Genomic DNA, 19,090 nt, shown 5'->3' with positions numbered 1-19,090 from the left:
ATCGTTTTTAAGGGCGTTAAAATAGTTGCGGATGTTTAGATTTATAGACAAATATTAGAAATAATTTTATTGATGGATTTTCCGGTAACGATTTGGTGTTTCGCCAGTATGTTTTTTAAACTGTCTATAGAAATAGGCCATATCTGTATAGCCGGATTTCCCAGCAATAATCGTTAAATTATCTTTTGTTTGCAGCAACTCTTCCTTCGCATAGTTTACTCGGTAGCGATTTAAATAATCCGTAAAATGCTCACCCATTTCTTTTTGGAAAAGTTGCCCAAGATAGACTGCATTAATGTGAAAATCGTTGCCAAGCGTTTTTAAGGACATGCCTTCTGAAAAATGTTCGGTAATATACGACAATACATTTTGGATAATAGGACTTTTCGATTCATCGGTTTGTTTTTTACGATTGTAATAACGAATCGCATAGGTGAGTGTTGCTTCTTCAAGCCCCTCAATACTTGTTTCTTCTGCGATTCGTCCCATTGACTCGCTTAATTCTTTAGGGTCTGATTCCGCCATCATCACGAGCAGTTCATTCAAAATATGGAGCATTTGATGCGGATCGCTTTCTAATTTGTGATCGTTCCATTCTTTAAAAAAGTTGTTAATCCATGCTTTGATTTCTTTTTCATTATTCATTACGAGTAGTTTTGCAAGTTGATGTTGTTTTCTTTTTGGTCGCCAAGTGTGTTTCGTTCGTTTTTGGTAGGCAATCAAGCTGCCGGACTCTTTTACAAGCCGTTCTGGAAGTAGTCTTGTCAGTTGTCGGAATGCTTGCGGATACATCATTTCCCCTTGTACTTTTTCGCTAACAAAGATATAAAAAAATTCGTTTGAAATATGTTGCTTTATATCTTGATGAATCGCTAAAATTTGTTCGGATATAGAGGTTTGTTCGGTTATTCCTATGATGATTTCATTTTCTGGAGTAAGTAGCATAAATGGATAGGTGCGCCGGTAGTGTTCAGAAAGCTTTTTCCATTCAGCCATGTCGGTTTCTTTAGTTGGTTGAATCTGGATGAGGACGGCGCTCTCGTTTTGATTTAAAGTCATATCGTATAACGCAAGTCGCTCTTCCCATTCTTCTTTATTAATTCGTAAATTTAGCCAGCGCCAAATCGTATTGTCCCGTAAAATGTAGTACGCTTCTTCCCTTGGTACGACATTATCTGTCACTTGTTTTTTCTCTATTTGTACGAATGTTTCTTTTAATTCTTGTTCGTTTAAAGGTTTTAATAAATAATTTTCGATTCCCGCTGAAAGTCCACGTTTTATATAATGAAAATCTTCAAATCCGGAAAGAACGACGCTTTTAGTAGTCGGTTGGCGTTTTTTCCATGCATCGATTAATTCTAAACCATTCATCACAGGCATTTCTATATCTGTTAAAAGGACATCCACTTCTTGATTCGCAAATAACTCTAAGGCTAGTGCGCCATTTTTGGCTGTCCCGACAATTTCAATGTTTTGCTCAAACTCTGGAATAATGCTTTCTAAACCTTTAAGAATAAGGGGTTCGTCGTCTACTAGTACTATTTTTAGCATCACTTTTCTCCTCCCGTATTTTGAGGTACTTGAAATAGAATGATTGTACCTTCATTTGGCTTACTTGTAATCGTTAATGAGTATGCTTCACCATATAAAAGTTGCAGTCGTTTGTTTAAATTAGCTAGACCGATGTGGCTTGTTTCAGCTTTACTTTCAATCGTTTCTTGCACTTCTTTTAGTTTTTCCTCGTCCATTCCTTTGCCATTATCTTTTATTTGAAATTGTAAATTGTTATTTTCCGTCGTGACCGTAATTGTAACTACTGGATGTTGGTTTTCTTTATAGGCATATTTGAAAAAATTCTCAATGAGCGGCTGCAAGGCAAATCGTGGAATATGGGTATGATTAAAACGTTTTTCAATATGGATTTCTAACTTAATCGGCTGTTCGTGGCGCATTTCCATAAACCGAACATATTGTTTTACATAATTGATTTCTTCGCCTAAAGTCGTGATTTCGCGGTGGTTAGCAGTATAGCGTAGCAGCGTCGCAAGTTGGTAAATCATATCACTTGTTTCTTTCGCTCCTTCTACGCGGGCATTCATTCTAATTGCTTCTAAAGAATTATAAAGAAAATGAGGTTGCATTTGCCCTTGAAGCGCTTTGAGTCGTGCTTTTTGTTCTTCCATTTCAAGACTATAGACCTTCTTCACATAAGCGTCGAGATTTTCAGTCATATGGTTAAATCGCTCACTAATCATCGTCAGTTCATCCCCGTTATTATCGACAGGTAGTTTTGCATCAAGCGTTCCATTTTCCACTCGGTTCATCCCACCAATAATTGTCAAAATCCGCTTGGAGTAGCGCCTGCTTATTACAAAATTAACGCTAATAGAAAAAATAACGAGTAACAAACCAATCCCAAATAAAGTCAACTCGATTAATGGCGCGCTATCATCCGTGACACGATATAAAAATGTATTATTTTTTAAGCCAGTAGTTTCATCCTCTGTTTTTTGAAAGTATATTTTCTTATTATCTACATTCATCCAACCTTGTTTTTCGGGTGGGGTTATTTGTTTTGCAGGATGATTGGAATATAACTCGGCCCCTTTTGTATTATTTATTTGGAAAATCGAGTTTTTATAATCTTTCGTAATCCATTTGTTTAAAAAGGTCGGATCAATATAAAGCAATAGATAGCCCATTTGTTTTAATGTACTCGGATCGTTAATCGGCTGTTTCACGACAATTTTATTTTCTATCGTATAAAAATTTCCTTGTTTCGATGCTTGACTGGCAATATTTTCTTCACCATATGTATCAACAGTTTCTTTCCATTCACGGTAACGACTCGGGAATGTATAGGAGTAGCTCCCGTCATCTGAAATAAGCTGCAAAGCAATAATATCTTCATCATACGAAAAATAAGACTGTAAATAGGTTTGCATATCTACAGAATAAAAATTTTTACTTTTAAAATAGTTGTCGATATTTTGCTCAGTGTAACTACCGTAGTCGTTCGTCATCGCGATTTGAACATCTTGCATCAAATCACTATTACGGTAAATATCTTGCGTTAAACTAATTAATGCCTTTTGCTTTTCAGTTAAAGCTTCCAACTGCTTGCTAGCGATAGTTTCCGCGCGCTGAAGATTTGTATCGAGCTGAATGTTGGTATAGTACTTATAAATGAAAAAAAGTAACAAGCTCACGGTAAAAAGACTTGTTAAAGAAAAAATTAATAACATCCTTTTAAAAACGCGCTTACGTGGTAATTCTTGTGTCATTCTAATTCATTGCCCCCTTTTCCTTTCTGATTATTGCATACTATCAAAAATAATGTAAGGGGTTACTTTGGCTCCATCTGTTTAAAACGTTGCAAGTTGATTTTCATTATCCAATAACTTGGTAAAACGCCCGAAATAAACAAAATAAAAGCTGGCATTTTAGAAATTAACCAAGCACAAAAAACAAGGCCAATCACAATCATAAAGGTATTTTTAAAACTAGTAATAGCTAGTAAGAATGCTTGCCCAACATAAGCGCGAACATTTTTCATTTGGAAGTGAACAAATACGGTAAAATACTGTAAAAAGGCAATACCAACGAGAAAAAGTAAGAACATCAAGAAAAAGTATAAAATGGTCGACCAAAATCCTTGCATCAGTTCAAAAACAATCCGTAAATCAGCATAAAGAAATATCCCAATGGCTGCAAAAATCCCACCTGCTAAATTAGCAGAAACAAATACTTGCTTATAAGTTTGCCAAGCTGATTTCCAAACAGGCGTGTCTAAATCGCCTCTCGCCCATTTTCTCGTAATCGTAAAAAGAGCAACTGTCGCTGGCATAAATCCAAGCACAATCCCGCCTATTAATACAAGGAAAAGCCATACTAAATTCGTCCAAACAAGCCGTATTATCCAATCACTAATAACTGAGAATTTATCAATAAGTTTCATTCTTTTTTCTCCTTTGATAGTAAGAGAAAGCCTGAGTTTTTCGCCCAGACTTTTCTTTTTTATTTACTTAATGGACTTCCCTTTACGTATACACCACATAAACTTAGGACAAATTCACTAAACATCGCATTCGACCAAGCAAACCAGTCGCGAGTGAATTCAGCTGGGTTTGAAGCGTTAACTCCTTCATGCATGTAATCCGTTCCGCCATCACCAGCTATTAACATCTCTAAAATAGCTTGTTTCTCGCTTTCTGTTTCTGCGGTTAAACCTTCAATACTGAGCGCAATCGGCCAAACATAATGATCCGGCGTATGAGGGCTACCGATTCCAGTAAGGACGCTACCTTCTACAAAATAAGGATTTTCTCGGCTTAAAATGAGTTTTCTAGTCGCTTGATATGCTGGATCATTTTTCTCACAAAAACCTAGATACGGCGCAGCGAGTAAGCTCGGTACATTTGCATCATCCATAAATAACTTGCGCCCAGTTCCGTCAACTTCATAAGCATAAACATCGCCGTAATACGGGTGCGCTTGTTTAGCGTATGTTTCAATTCCAGTTGCGACTTCTTCTCTTAACTCCGAACTAGCTTGGATTAATTCCTTATCGTCCGGGTAAAACTGTGCCGCTATTTCTTGAGCGTAATCCATCACTACGACCAAAAACATATTACTTGGCACAAGATAACCGTACATACACGCATCATCACTCGGTCTAAATCCACTCCAAGACATCCCCGTATAACTTACATCTGTTCCTTTGCCATTATTATTTAAAGTATCTGATTGACGCACATTTTCTCGTTCAAAACGATATGGACTTTGCTCCGTATGCTTTTGTTCCGTTTTAAATACGTCGATAATCTGGTGCAAAGCCTGTCTGAATTCCTCGGTAAAATGACCCGTGTGATTAGTACTTTTCCATAATAGATAAGCTAACTGGACTGGGTAGCAAAGTGAATCAATTTCGTATTTACGCTCCCAAACAAGGTCTGACATCTCTGTTTTATCTTGTTGAAAACCGGCACCATTCGCAGTTTTATTAAAAGCATTCGCATAAGGATCATGAAGAATATATTTTGTTTGCAGTTTTACGAGATTTTCAATTAATGTCGCCATCTCTTCATCTTCTTCTGCAACAATTAAATAAGGGCGGATTTGGCTCGTTGAATCGCGTAACCACATGGCTGGAATATCGCCTGTAATAACAAACGGAAGCCCTTCTTCTGTTTCCTGCAAAGTAGTTGTATAGGTGTTAGTAAAACATTTTTCAAACATGCGATGTAATTTTTCATTTTCTGGAAAAGTCGTTTTTACTATATCAATCCATTTGTTAAAACTTGTTGGTACTTTCTTTGTCATGAATTACACTCCTTTTAATGTGATAATTTCGTTTGGTTTAACGGTAAATTGATTTTTTGCATCTCCTGCTGTTTCTTCTAAAATGGTTGATTTTCTCCACAGATTAACCGTGTTTAATAGTTTTGGCTCGGATGCGGTTTGATAGAAACGAATAATTGGTTGATTGTCTTTCGCTAGTTTAAATGCGGAAAAAACAAGTCCGTCTGCTACTTTCCATTTCGCAAAATCTTTTGTATCTGCAAGAATTTTTTCTTTTGATGATGACGGGTGTTGAATGGCAAAAGTAGGTGCTAAGAGTGCGTTAACTTGTGCAGGGACGTTGACGCTTGATTCGTCTGTTAAGAATACATGGAACTCGGCTGTGATTTCGCGGTGGCATTCTGCTTCATATGCTGGGAAATCACCCCAATCGCCAATTTCTGATACTGCGCGTAACAGTGTTAGTTCCAATCTGTCCCCTTGCTCGCTTACTTCATATTCCGGTAAGTCGAGGCTTGCAACAACGATATTTCCACTGGCAACAAAACCTTGTTTCCGATTATCATTAGCAGGATTTGTCCATTCTTCCACTTGTTTATTCGCGCGCGTTACTACTTCAAAAACACTGCCCGCTTGATGTGTTTCTGTTTGTTTCCCAGTTGGTAAAAGTACGCGAAGGCGATGGTCATCCACCTGGTTATCTAGTTTAATGCGAACAGTTAGTTGCTTATCATGTTTATTCAGCGTCAGTTCTGTAGTGATTTTAAAAGTAGTACGGTTCTCTGAACGATGTGACGTCCGAACCGGATGCCATACGAGTCGGCGTTTTTCTTCAGCAAAAGTCGTACTTGCGCTTACTGGGATTTCTATTTCATGTTTCATTTCGATTGTCTTTCCAAGCTTATCTTCACGCAACACGCGAATCTCAGGTTTTGAATTATAGGTATTTATGCGTAAATTATCACCTGTTTCTTTAAACATATACTCATTACCAATATCGCCAACATCCTCATATGCACCAAGCCCCGCGACTTCTACAGCCGTCTCTTTATCCAAAATGGAGTAAGTTCCATTCGGCGCAATTTCTACTTTTAAATATTGATTTTCTAACTGTAAGTCCTTTGTTAGCTCTTTTTTATCATTCGAAACTACGACCGGATGCGCATAGATTGTTTGGTACCCAACTGCTGGTAAATGTTCAACAGTAAAGGTTAGTTTATACTTTCTTGCAAAATAAGAATCGCGGAATTTTCGTTCTGGTAAATCATAGTTAAAATGAATACCAAGTGACTCAACCACAACCGGAATTTCTTCCCCATTACTTGTTTCCATCCGAAAACTTTGTTCGGGAAGTTTTGCTAATTCATTTGGTATCAATTCAAAATGCATCTCAGAAAAATGAACCGCGTCTGTTTCAAGTTCAAGTTCGACAGTTCTAGTTGCTTCTACCCCACCTGCATGGAAAACCGTAATTGGAATACCCGCATCATTCGTTACGATTTGTTCCGTTATTTTACGTGCGGCGTTTTGAATAATCGCCATAGTTGTTTGTTCTACTTTTTCAAAACGAGCTTCCATTTCGCGGTGCACTTCATCCAAACTACATCCTGTAATGCTGTCATGGATTTGATTTTCCATGAGTAATTTCCAAGCAAAAGCCAGATATTCATGCGGATAACTAACACCAGCTTCTGTTGCCATTACCGAAATCGGTTCAGCTAAACGCTCTAATAAACGTTCAATTTTAGCATTGGCTTGCTTCAAATAAATACGCGATGAAGCTGTATTAGCAAGCGTTGACCAACCATCCGATTGTTGGCTTGTTAATTCTCCGTGAACTGTTTGTAATTTTTCAGGTTCAAGCCCAGCCTTGACAGCATCTTGGTATTTTTCAAAATGACTATGAATAAAATCAATCTCTGGATATAGTTCCCGCGCTACTTCAAGAGCTTCTGCTAAATCTGTTTGGACAGGCTGGTGATCGCAACCATTCATAAATAACCATTCATCTGTTGATGCAAATCGTTCCACGTCTGCCAATTTTTTATCCCAGAAAATTTTTGCTGCTTCTTTATCAGTTGGAATTTCATTACCATTGGAATACCAATTAGCGAGTAAAATTCCTAAAACTTTCGAACCGTCCGGGCTTTCCCAGAACATCTCTGAATATTTCGAGGCAAAAGCACTATCAAATACTTGGTTATTAAAGCCAGTTGGGTTAACACCTCGTCCAAAAACAACCGTGTCAAAACCAGCTTGACGCATTAATTGCGGCACTTGACCATATAAACCAAACGTATCCGGAAAATAACCAATTTTTTCCGCTTGACCGAATTCTTCCGCCATTTCTAAACCATATTGCAAATTACGAATATTCGCTTCTCCACTCGTCAAAAAAGCATCTTGTAACATATACCAAGGTCCGATTCGTAATTTTCCATCAGCAACCAGTTGTTTCATTTTTTCTCTTTTAGCAGGTTTTACAGCTAAATAATCTTCTAACATAATCATTTGTCCATCCATATGAAAATGATTAAAACCAGCTTCTTTATCAAGTAAATCTTCTACTTCATCCATAAGTGTAACGAGCCTAAATCTTAAGCTTTCCAGTGGTAAAAACCATTCTCTGTCCCAATGAGAATGCGATATAATATGCGCTTTCTTTCTAGTCATTTTGCCCCTCCAAATATCCTTTTTGTATTCGCTTTCAAGCTAAGTATAGTAAGGGCTAAAGCGAATTGCAATGCTACGCCAAAAACTACTATGAATAATCCATTTTCCCTTGATTTGTCCATTTCAAAAAAGCTTATTCCTTACCGCTCTAAAGATGAGAAAAACGCCCCTGCCAAATTCCCTTCAAAAGCCAAATTGACTTCTTTTCCCGCTATGATATATTGAAACCGTTCTAGACAAAAAAGAAAGGATTTGAGTATATAGATGTTTTTCACAAAAGATAAATTACGCGGTAGACTAGATGAAGTCGCCCTTTACCGCTATGAGAAAACGCATCCGATTCAGAAGTTCCAAGCAGCTGAGGATATGGACGGAAACATTGCAGCGCGTCCTCAAACTGTCATCTATGATAACGAATTAACTACTGGAGAAAACTGGGCCGGCCGCGATCGCTACGTCTGGTTAAAAACAACGATTACCTTCCCCAGTGCCAAACAAGGTACTCGCTTAATCGGTTACTTTGATTTTGGTAATACTGGCGATGGTCATAATTCTGGCTTTGAATCCTTATTATTCGTAAACGGCGAACCATTCCAAGGCGTCGATCAAAATCACCAAGAAGTTCTTTTTCCAGATAGTTTTGCCGGAAAAACGACCGAACTTGTCTTTCGTTTATGGTCTGGTCTTGAAGGAGGCGGCGTTCCTTCCATCCAAACACATCAGTTAAAAGAAGCATTTATTGGTTATTTAAACCTCGTGATTGACGATTTATATTTTACAAGTAAAGCTACCTTAAAAACACTCGATCAACTGGAAGAAAATAATCCGACGCATGCTCCCCTGCTTCAAGCTATTAACCGCGCTTACCTAGCGATTGATTGGGGAACACCAGGCTCTAACCAAAATCTTTCCTCCATGGAAAACGCCAACCAAATCTTGCAAGCAGCAATAAAAGAAATGCCGAAAAACTTTCCTATCAAAGTAGCAGCAGTTGGGCATACCCACATCGATGTAGCATGGCTATGGCGTTTAAAACATACCCGCGAAAAAGCAGCACGATCATTCTCGACCGTGCTCCATTTAATGGAAGATTATCCTGAATACTTATTTTTGCAATCACAGCCCCAACTGTACGCCTACATTAAAGAAGATTATCCAGAAATTTATGCCAAAATTAAAGCTAAAATCGAGGAAGGCAACTGGGAAGCTGATGGCGGAATGTGGCTTGAAGCCGATTGTAATATCCCTAGCGGAGAATCACTCGTCAGACAAATGCTCTACGGTCAGAAATTTTTACGCGAAGAGTTTGGCAAACCTTCTAGTTTTCTATGGTTACCTGATGTATTTGGTTATAGCTGGGCCTTGCCGCAAATTCTCCGTAAATCAGGCATCAAAACTTTTATGACGACTAAAATTAGTTGGAATCAATATAACCGAATGCCGCATGATACGTTCCAGTGGCGCGGTATTGACGGAACGGAAATCCTAACTCACTTCATCACTGCACCAGAAAAAAACAGCCGAATTTCTACTTATAACGGTAAAATGACCGCGCGTGAACTGGTGGGACTTTGGGATAAATATCAAGATAAAGAAATAAACCAAGAATTATTACTTGCTTATGGTTACGGCGATGGAGGTGGCGGGGTAAATCGCGAAATGCTCGAGATGCGTCGCCGCTATGATAAAATGCCAGGAATCCCTGAAGTAAAACCAAAAAGCGCTACCGATTATTTCGATGATTTACATGAAACGATTCAGAGCACTGATCAATATGTCCACACTTGGAACGGGGAACTTTACTTTGAATACCACCGCGGAACTTATACCAGCCAAGCCTTCACGAAAAAAATGAACCGTAAAATCGAGCTTGGTTTAAGAAATAGCGAATGGCTTTCTGTTTTAGCGAACTTAAAAGAAGGAACTACTTATCCGACCGAAAAATTAGCGAACATTTGGCAGATATTACTTCGAAATCAATTTCACGATATTATTCCTGGCTCTTCCATCAAAGAAGTATATGATGATGCGCTAATTGAGTACACTGAAGCACTCACCGAAAACAATACGATTATCTCTAAACAACTGGAAAAACTAACCCAGCAGGCTTCTGAAAAAATAACGCTATGGAATAGTTCCACTTGGAATCGTCCACGCTATATCGAAATCAAAGCCGATAATCCTGCTAGCAACTTAGCCTTTTATGATCAAAAAAATAAGCCACTCCCTGCACAAAAATTAGCAAATGGCGCGTGGCTCATCCAGCACCATCACTTGCCAGCGCTCGGTGCCACAAGTATTTCCGTTAAAGAAACAACAAGTGAGCTAACAAAATCGCCTTTCACTTACAAAGACAAGCAATTAGAAACACCCTATTATCAAATAGCTTGGAACGAAAACGGCCAATTTACATCCATTTTTGACAAAAAAAATAACCGCCAAGTATTAGCAGAAAACGCGAGGGGGAATGTATTTCAATTATTTGAAGATAAGCCGATGTGGCATGATGCTTGGGATATTGATCTATTTTACCAAGAAAAACAAAAGGAAATTACCGCTTTAGACTCTTTTGAAGTAATCAATAATGGACCACTTGAACTCACTATCAAACAGGTGCTTCACTCAGAGAAATCACAAATTACGCAGTGGATTCATTTTTACCATGAGAGCCCTGAAATCAGATTTGAAACAGAAGTGGATTGGCGTGACCGTAACCAGTTGCTGAAAGTCGCTTTCCCTGTTTCCGTTCATGCCAGTGAAGCTAGTTATGATATTCAATTTGGTAATGTAAAACGACCGACACACTGGAACACAAGCTGGGATTATGCTCGTTTTGAAACAGTTGGACATCAGTGGGCCGATCTTTCCGAGAAAAATTACGGGGTTAGTTTGCTAAATGATTCCAAATACGGCTATGATATTAAAGACTCGACGATTCGACTAACCTTACTCAAAGCAGCTGGATATCCTGACCCAGAAGCAGATTTAGGTCTTCACCAGTTCACGTATTCACTTTTTCCACATCAAGGAGATTTCTTAGACGGAGAAACAGTCCAAACTGCTTGGGAATTAAACAACCCGATTTTCACATCTAACGGAGAAATTGAACCATTCTCGCTTTTCCAAGTTACTAATCCTTATGTGATGATTGATAGCGTCAAACAAGCTGAGGACGGTAATGGTCTTATCATCCGGCTGCATGAATTCGCAGGCACACACGGCGAAGTGACGCTAACTAGCGATTATGCTATTACTTCCATCACAGAATGTAACTTACTGGAGGAAAACGAAACAACACTTGAAACCACAACATTTGCCATTACTCCGTTTGAAATTAAAACTTACCGAATTTATCTAAAATAAAAAAACACGCAGCAAGGCTTCTCCCTAAGAAGTCCGCTGCGTGTTTTATTAGTTTAACGTGATCAGATTAAAGTTTAGTAACTTTTTCTGCTTGTGGGCCACGTTGACCTTCAACGATTTCAAATTCAACGCTTTGACCTTCGTCTAAAGTTTTGAATCCTTCACCTTCGATAGCGCTGAAGTGTACGAATACATCATCTCCGCCTTCTACTTCGATGAAACCGAAACCTTTTTCACTATTAAACCATTTAACTGTACCTGTTTGCATATTTCACAAACCTCCAAAAATTTTCTTAATATGTTTCTTTTACTAACGAAAAAGATGTTAACAACAAGCTAATCATTTTTTCAATTACAAAATTCACATATTAGCAAAGATACTCATTTACATCAATATCCTTGCTAATACATAAATATACTTCCTGCAACACTTATATATTAACGCCAACGGACAAATAAATCAAGTGAAAAAGTCGCACGGTTACAAAATAGAGTATTCAGTTTATTAACTAAAAAACCCTGCTATAAGTCAATTCTTATAACAAGGTTTTCTATTAATCGACAATACTTTTATCTTTAATACGCCATTTCACAAGTAAATTATGTAACGGTTTACGCACTAAGAAATAAACGCCTAAAGAAATGAGTACAGAAGCCGTACCAAGTAAAAATCCGCCCAGTACATCTGTTGGGAAATGCACGCCTAAATAAACACGTGTATACATTACAAACAAGATAAATCCATAGCCGATAATTCCGATAACGATTTTTTGCCACATTTTTGGCACTGTGAAAATTAAGAACATCGCTGCAAGTCCATAGAAAACCGCCGTAGCAGTCGCATGTCCACTAGGAAAACTAAAACCTGACTCATCTATTAACCAGTTAACGCTATCTGGACGTGTACGAGCAACTAATGTTTTCAAGACTAGATTAAGGACAACACCACAAGCAAGCATCGTTCCTCCAAACCATAGTCCAACAACAAATTTTCGTAAAAAGAATAGGATAAGAACAACAACAATAGTTAAAATAATAGTTGTTTCTGCACTACCTAAATTGGTCACTAGTTTAACGATAGCTGTTTTATCAGGTTGAATCCCGCCGCGAATCTTTTCAATCCAGCTTAGATCAAAACGTGCTACCCAGTTACTTTCTGTCGCAATAGCTGAGGCGATTGTAATAAATAAAATCAGACAAAATCCGCCAATAACGAATAACGGTGTCGCTTTTTTTCGATTTGTATTCATGGTTAACTCCTTTTCATTCGGTTGTTTTTAAAAATTGCTTTACTTCTTTTACAAGCTCTTGATACTGCGCTTGTTCTGGTGTCGCTTCATTTGTAAGTTCAGTAACAGTGTCGCTTTCGTAGCTAACTGACCCCGTGCTAACAAACGTTGCATTACCAATTAATTGTAGCGAAATTTCACCAGCTTCGTCTTTTTTGGCAGTCACTTGTACTCGGCCGCCATCATTATAAACATTAAGTGGTGTTTCAAAAGTATCTTTATCTAACATTTTTTTAATTAAACTACAAGCTGACATCGCTGTCCCGCATGCATTCGTAAAACCTACACCGCGTTCAAATGTCCGCACATAAATCGCATCATCGCTTAAACGTTTCACAAAACTAACATTGACACCATCTGGAAAATAAGGATTTTCGCTGTTTAAATAACTCGCTAAAGTTTCTTGTTTATCCGAATCTAACACAGTTTGGTCCACAAACGTAATCAAGTGTGGATTTGGAACAGACACAGCAGAAAAAGCTAGTTCCGAATCTAGTTCAGGAACGACTTGATTAAATAATTTTTCCACACCGACATTCATTGGTAAACTTTCTGCATTAAATTTAACTGGAGAAATTTCAACTTGGTACGTTGGTATATCAAAACCAAGTGAAGTTGCTTTTTTGACATCCAGTACCGCTTTCATTGTTTCGACTTTTGCTTCTGTTAATGCGTGCTTTTCAAGTAAATAACGAGCTACCGTTCTTAGGCCATTCCCGCACATCGACGCAATTGATCCATCCGAATTAACGACGCGCATTTGGCCAATTGGTCCAGCTTCATTACTTTTTGTGACATATAAAATACCATCTGCCCCACCAAGCGAATGCTCTCTATCACAAAGCTTTATTGCAAAATCAGCACGTTTCGCATCCGACCAATCCATGATTTGATTTTCTTCTTCATCAACTAAGAAAAAATCGTTTTGCGAACCATGTACTTTTGTAAAGTGAATTGTTGCCATTCCTTCAAGCAACCTCCTTTATTTGGAATTACGTCTATAATACCACATCTTAAATTAAAAAAGCTTGGGGAACCTCCTTTTTAAACTACTAGGATTTTCCCCAAGCGAGCATTAAGCTTCGTAGTGTTTTACAACAATATCAGCACAACGGCCACAAAGTGTTGGATGTTTTGGATTTACGCCTACATCTTTTTTCACTACACGGCAACGTTCACAAGTTTCGCCTTCTGCTACAGTAATTTGAACAGCTACTTGATTCGATTTAAATGCGGATTCTGGTGCATTTTCTAAACCTTCCACTAGTTCAAAATCAGAAACGATGAATAGTTGTGCAAAATCGCCTTCTAATGAATCAAACAATGTTTTTGCTTCACCGTCTACATATAGAGTTACTTTTGCAAGCATTGATTTACCGATAAGTTTTTCATTACGAGCGAATTCTAGCGCTTTTTGGACGTTATCACGGATTTGCATGAATGCGTCCCATTTCGCAGTAATTTCTTCACTATCAGCTAATACTTTTACATCTGGTAAATCTTGTAAATGAATACTTTCCGCGCCTTCACCAATCAAGCTATTCCAAACTTCTTCCGTCGTATGCGGTAAAATTGGAGCAAGTAGTTTTGTCAAAGTAACAACTGCTTCATAAAAGACCGTTTGCATAGCGCGACGATCATGACTATCCGCTGCTTCAATGTAAACAACATCTTTGGCAAAGTCCATATAAAATTGGCTTAATTCTACTGTACAGAAATTATTGATTTGGTGGTAAATAGTAGAGAATTCAAACGCTTCATAGCTATCCTTCACATTTTTCACTAAATCGTTTAATTTAATCAGCATGTATTTATCTACTTCACGTAAGTTTTCATAAGAAACACCGTTAGTAGTTGGATTAAAGTCATTGATATTTCCAAGTAAGAAACGCATTGTGTTACGGATTTTACGGTACACTTCGGATACTTGTTTTAAGATTTCATCACTAACACGAACATCAGCTTGATAATCTACAGAAGCAACCCAAAGGCGAACAATATCCGCACCAAGTTGTTTAATTACTTTGCCTGGAAGTAAAGTATTTCCAAGTGATTTACTCATTTTACGACCTTCACCATCAAGTGCAAAACCATGACTTAGCACATTACGATAAGGCGCTTCGCCAGTGATCGCTACAGCTGTTGTTAAAGATGAGTTAAACCAACCACGATATTGGTCAGAGCCTTCCATGTACAAATCAGCCGGACGACTTAATTCTGGACGAGCATTTAATACGGCTTGATGACTTGAACCAGAATCAAACCAAACATCCATAATATCCGTTTCTTTTGTAAATTCGCCATTTGGGCTACCTGGATGTGTAAACCCAGCTGGTAATAAGTCTTTCACATCACGCTCAAACCAAACGTTCGAACCATGCTCACGGAACAGTTCTGAAATATGGTTGATTGTTTCGTCTGTGATAATCGCTTCCCCGTTTTCCGCATAGAAAATAGGTAGTGGAACGCCCCACGCACGTTGACGAGAAATAACCCAGTCGCCGCGGTCGCGAACCATATTGAATAGACGTGTTTCACCCCAAGCAGGAGTCCAGTTAACACCTTTAACAGCAGCGAGTAAATCATCACGGAATGCGTCAATTGAAGCAAACCACTGCGCTGTAGCACGGAAAATAACTGGTTTTTTCGTACGCCAATCATGTGGATAAGAGTGAGTGATGAATTCCATTTTTAGTAATGCGCCCACTTCTTCTAGTTTTTCTGTCACCATTTTATTCGCTGTATCGTAAAATACGCCTTCAAATCCTGGAGCTTCTTCTGTGAATACGCCACGATCATCTAGTGGAGCAAGAATTTCTAAATCGTATTTTTTCCCGATTAAAAAGTCATCTTCCCCGTGTCCAGGAGCCGTATGAACCGCACCAGTACCGGCTTCAGCAGTGGCATGTTCGCCGTTCATTACTAAAGAGTCACGGTCATAGAATGGATGTTTAGTTACAACGCGGTCAAGTTCAGAACCACGAACCGTTTTAACAACTGTCGCATCCTCAAAGCCTAGTTTTTCACGTAAGCTTGGTAAAAGTGCTTCTGCTACAACATATTTTTCACCCGCGGATTCAATTACTACATAATCCAAATCAGGGTTAACAGTAATACCCATGTTTGCAGGAATTGTCCAAGGAGTTGTTGTCCAGATAACGATATTCGTACCTTCATCTAGTACACCTTTTCCGTCTGTTACTTTGAAAGCCACGAAAATCGACGCAGATGTTTTATCTTGATATTCGATTTCTGCTTCCGCAAGCGCAGATTCACTGGAAGGAGACCAATAAACAGGTTTTTTACCTTTGTAAATGTAACCTTTTTTCGCCATTTCACCGAATACTTTGATTTGCTCTGCTTCGTATTCTGGTAAAAGAGTGATGTAAGGATTTTCCCAGTCGCCGTTAATTCCAAGGCGTTTGAAACCTGTACGTTGGCCGTCTACTTGCGTCATTGCATATTCGGCACACAGTTTACGGAATTCAGCGATCGACATTTCTTTTCGTTTAACACCTTTTTTGGCGATAGCTGTCTCGATTGGTAGTCCGTGTGTATCCCAACCAGGAACATACGGGGAACTGAAGCCAGCCATTGATTTATAACGAACGATAATATCTTTGATTGTTTTATTTAACGCATGCCCCATATGAAGCTCTCCGTTTGCGTAGGGAGGGCCATCATGTAAAATATACGTCTTGCGTCCAGCATTTTTTTCTTGAATTTTCTCATATAGCTTTTCTTCTTCCCATTTTGCTTGCCATTCAGGTTCTTTGTTTGGCAAATTTCCACGCATTGGAAAATCTGTTTTTGGCATTAATAACGTATCTTTATATTCCATACTCTCTTCTCCTTTAAAACTTTATTTTTAAACACAAAAAAATCTCTCCCAAAAAAGGGACGAGATTCGCGGTACCACCCTTGTTGACATGCATGTTAATTGCTTGCCCACTTCATTAATGCCATAACGCCGGCTCGCGCTAACACTTACTCAAGCAGTTGCTTTTTCGGGTTAGAACTAAAGAGTGATTTCGATTTTTTAGAGGATAGCTGGTCTCACACCTTGCACCAACTCGCTTTGTATCCTATATCTAAAAAATTTACTTGTCTCTTATAATCGTTTTTAACGTTCTTCTGATTCAGCAGCTTCGACTTCTTTAATAGACGCTAGTTCTGTTGCATCTACATCGTAAGCCATCATTTGCTGCCAGTCTTCACTTTTAATTAAATCCATTTGCGCTTCTACTAACATACGAAGACGCTCGCGGAATACTTTAGATTGGCGTTTTAGGTCTTCAATTTCAATCGCGATTTTACGAGCTTTAGAAAGTGAGTCGCTTAAAATTCGGTCTGCATTTTTTTCAGCTTCACGGATAATAAGTTTTGCTTCTTTTTCAGCGGAAGCTTTCACTTCTTCGGCAGCTGTTTGTGCCACGATTAATGATTTGTTTAATGTTTCTTCAATGTTTGTAAAATGACCTAAACGTTCTTCACTATTATTTAAAGTGTCCTCAATACGCTTTTTCTCTTTGATAACTTGTTCATAATCTTTAATGATTTGATCGAGGAAGTCATTTACTTCGTCTTCGTCATAACCTCTAAAACCACGGGTAAACTCTTTGTTATGTATATCCAGCGGCGATAATGGCATATCTAGCACCTCCATACGACTATTGTTTATAAATACCTAACATACATTCTACCATAGTTACTAGCTTTTTCCTAGAATTTATATTGAAAAATGGTTAGATTAAAAATCCAGCTTTATCTAGCGCCTTAATCGCTTGCTCTAATTGTTCTTTCGTATCTGCTTCAATCGTATGTAAATGGGTTCCGTCCGTTAAACCAGAAAGCATCGTTGCTCCTGTTGTTTGCAATTTCCGCACAAATTTTTCTACATCAAAACGGCTTTTTAAATGTAGTGAAGCGGTGATTTCGCCGTAGATTGGATGATCCACAATTACATCAATAATGGAAACACCGTGATCCACCAAAATATTTAGTTCCTCGGCAGCTTGTTCTTTCGTATGTTTTACAGCGATAACGCGTCTTTCACCTGTATAACTCGTTTCTTTCGCATAAATATAACCTTGTGGAGTAGCCATAATTGGTTCATTGCCAGCTTTTAACAAAGAAATATCTTGAACAATCACTTGGCGGCTAACATTTGTTTTCTGTGCTAATTGATTTCCAGAAATTGGAGCCTCAGCTTCTTTCAGCCATTTTAAAATCATTTGCCTACGCGTATCACCTAATATTTTTTTCATCTTATCACCTTTTTCGTAGTAATTTATCGATTTCTTCTTTAAAAATAATACTATCGTTTAATTCATTTTCTTTTCCAAAAGATAGCCGGATAAAACGGTTTGCTTCTTCTGTTGTTTTTCCAGTAGCGATTAATGTTCTGGACGGGGCTAAATCACGTAAACTACATGCGCTCGTCGTCGAGATTTGAATATCTGCTTCGTTTAAAGCAAGTAAAGCTTCCTGACCTTGCATATTTGGCAAAGTAAGTCCTAAAATAAACGGCGATGTATTTGCTCCACCTTCGACTTTCACCCGCGTTTCTAATGTGTCGCAAATCGCAGCTTTTAGTTTCAAAGCTCTAATCGCTTCTTGCTCTCTATTTTCCATTATATCATAGGCGGCAGTTGTAAAGGCAGCAATAGCTGGAACATTTACCGTCCCCGGTCTAAAGCCAAATTCATGATGTACATCTGGCAAAACTGCCTGCAAAGGAGAATCTGGTTTCATAAAAAGTATTCCCGCCCCTTTTGGCCCATAAATTTTATGCGATGAAATACTAAAACTAGTGACATCACTTAAATCTAAATCAAGTTTTCCAAAAGATTGAACAATATCGGTATGAAAAAAGACACCTGCTTTTTTAGCAATGTGAGCTAGTTCGGCGATTGGTTGAATGGTTCCGATTTCCGAATTAACATGTTGAATAATAATAAGCCCCGTCTCAGTAGAAATCATTTTTTCTAAAGTAGCTGGATTTACTTGCCCAAACGAATCAACTGGTAATGCTTTCATACGACACTTCCCCGCTTGTTCGAGTGCCATTAGTTGCTGCCAAACAGAAGCGTGTTCCAGCGGACTTACGAGCACTTCTTTCTTATCAGTTGTATGGAGTAGCGTTTGGATGGCGATTTGATTACTCTCTGTTCCACCACTCGTAAATAAAATCCCGCGGTTTGGAACTTGTAATAACTCAGCAAAGCTTTCCCGACATTTTTCTAAAAGGGCTGCTGATTTCGTCCCGGCATCGTGCAAACTTTCCGAATTAGCGAAGAATTCTCGCGAGGCATCCATAAAAACTTGTAAGGATGTTTCACTCATTTTCGTAGTTGCTGCATGGTCAAAGTAAATCATCTCTTTATCTCTCCCTTAAAATTTTATACTTGAATTTAGTTTGATTTTGTGTGATTATAGATGACAAGACAACTGTATATTCATTA

At 38.3% G+C, this 19,090-nt stretch carries 13 protein-coding genes and 1 other annotated feature; of the genes, 1 reads left to right on the top strand and 12 read right to left on the bottom strand.

Annotation, left to right across the window (positions count from 1 at the left end):
* Nucleotides 1–66: 66 nt before the first annotated feature.
* Genes AC4PG0_RS08755 through AC4PG0_RS08735 form a run of 5 tightly spaced genes read right to left on the bottom strand, consistent with a single transcriptional unit; the run spans nt 67 to nt 7,974 of the window.
* Entirely contained in the window at nt 67–1,551 is a 1,485-nt protein-coding gene (locus tag AC4PG0_RS08755; RefSeq protein WP_492167623.1) for a response regulator transcription factor, read from the bottom strand.
* Entirely contained in the window at nt 1,551–3,290 is a 1,740-nt protein-coding gene (locus AC4PG0_RS08750) for a sensor histidine kinase (protein WP_492167656.1), read from the bottom strand. The genes AC4PG0_RS08755 and AC4PG0_RS08750 overlap by 1 nt, the downstream gene beginning before the upstream one ends.
* Before the next feature lie 56 nt (nt 3,291–3,346).
* The gene (locus AC4PG0_RS08745) at nt 3,347–3,958 is read right to left on the bottom strand and encodes a YesL family protein (protein ID WP_003763246.1); all 612 of its coding nucleotides are present in this window, start codon (nt 3,956–3,958) and stop codon (nt 3,347–3,349) included.
* A gap of 59 nt (nt 3,959–4,017) precedes the next feature.
* Complete coding sequence (locus AC4PG0_RS08740) at nt 4,018–5,322, bottom strand: glycoside hydrolase family 125 protein (protein WP_010991765.1); 1,305 nt, start codon at nt 5,320–5,322, stop codon at nt 4,018–4,020.
* A gap of 3 nt (nt 5,323–5,325) precedes the next feature.
* Nucleotides 5,326–7,974, bottom strand: a complete 2,649-nt coding sequence (locus AC4PG0_RS08735) for an alpha-mannosidase (RefSeq protein ID WP_492167622.1) — start codon at nt 7,972–7,974, stop codon at nt 5,326–5,328.
* Nucleotides 7,975–8,238: 264 nt separating this feature from the next.
* Between AC4PG0_RS08735 and AC4PG0_RS08730 the strand changes: the two genes are divergently transcribed.
* Nucleotides 8,239–11,337 carry an alpha-mannosidase gene (locus AC4PG0_RS08730; protein WP_492167621.1) on the top strand — a complete coding sequence of 1,033 codons (3,099 nt, stop codon included), beginning with the start codon at nt 8,239–8,241 and terminating at the stop codon, nt 11,335–11,337.
* 67 nt (nt 11,338–11,404) lie between these two features.
* Here AC4PG0_RS08730 and cspB read toward each other — a convergent pair whose 3' ends face one another.
* The 7 genes from cspB to AC4PG0_RS08695 form a co-directional block, all read right to left on the bottom strand.
* The gene (gene cspB / locus AC4PG0_RS08725; RefSeq protein WP_003723180.1) at nt 11,405–11,605 is read right to left on the bottom strand and encodes a cold-shock protein CspB; all 201 of its coding nucleotides are present in this window, start codon (nt 11,603–11,605) and stop codon (nt 11,405–11,407) included.
* A 286-nt stretch (nt 11,606–11,891) separates the two neighbouring features.
* Nucleotides 11,892–12,587, bottom strand: a complete 696-nt coding sequence (locus tag AC4PG0_RS08720; RefSeq protein ID WP_003769562.1) for a phosphatase PAP2 family protein — start codon at nt 12,585–12,587, stop codon at nt 11,892–11,894.
* 13 nt (nt 12,588–12,600) lie between these two features.
* Nucleotides 12,601–13,590: a diaminopimelate epimerase gene (dapF, locus tag AC4PG0_RS08715; protein ID WP_492167620.1), complete on the bottom strand. Its 990-nt coding sequence runs from the start codon at nt 13,588–13,590 to the stop codon at nt 12,601–12,603.
* A gap of 111 nt (nt 13,591–13,701) precedes the next feature.
* Entirely contained in the window at nt 13,702–16,467 is a 2,766-nt protein-coding gene (gene ileS, locus AC4PG0_RS08710) for an isoleucine--tRNA ligase (RefSeq protein ID WP_003763254.1), read from the bottom strand.
* Nucleotides 16,468–16,519: 52 nt separating this feature from the next.
* Nucleotides 16,520–16,753, bottom strand: a binding site (T-box leader).
* Complete coding sequence (gene divIVA, locus AC4PG0_RS08705; RefSeq protein ID WP_003725769.1) at nt 16,750–17,277, bottom strand: septum site-determining protein DivIVA; 528 nt, start codon at nt 17,275–17,277, stop codon at nt 16,750–16,752. (Overlaps the previous feature by 4 nt.)
* 94 nt (nt 17,278–17,371) lie before the next feature.
* Nucleotides 17,372–17,893: a transcription repressor NadR gene (locus tag AC4PG0_RS08700; protein WP_003727955.1), complete on the bottom strand. Its 522-nt coding sequence runs from the start codon at nt 17,891–17,893 to the stop codon at nt 17,372–17,374.
* Nucleotides 17,894–17,897: 4 nt separating this feature from the next.
* Complete coding sequence (locus AC4PG0_RS08695) at nt 17,898–19,004, bottom strand: IscS subfamily cysteine desulfurase (RefSeq protein WP_492167619.1); 1,107 nt, start codon at nt 19,002–19,004, stop codon at nt 17,898–17,900.
* Nucleotides 19,005–19,090 lie beyond the last annotated feature (86 nt).

It is taken from the genome of Listeria sp. MAN/IMW/UF464 (assembly GCF_058683955.1).
Note: the sequence above shows the minus strand (reverse complement) of the source record. Positions and strands in the feature narration are given on the sequence as shown.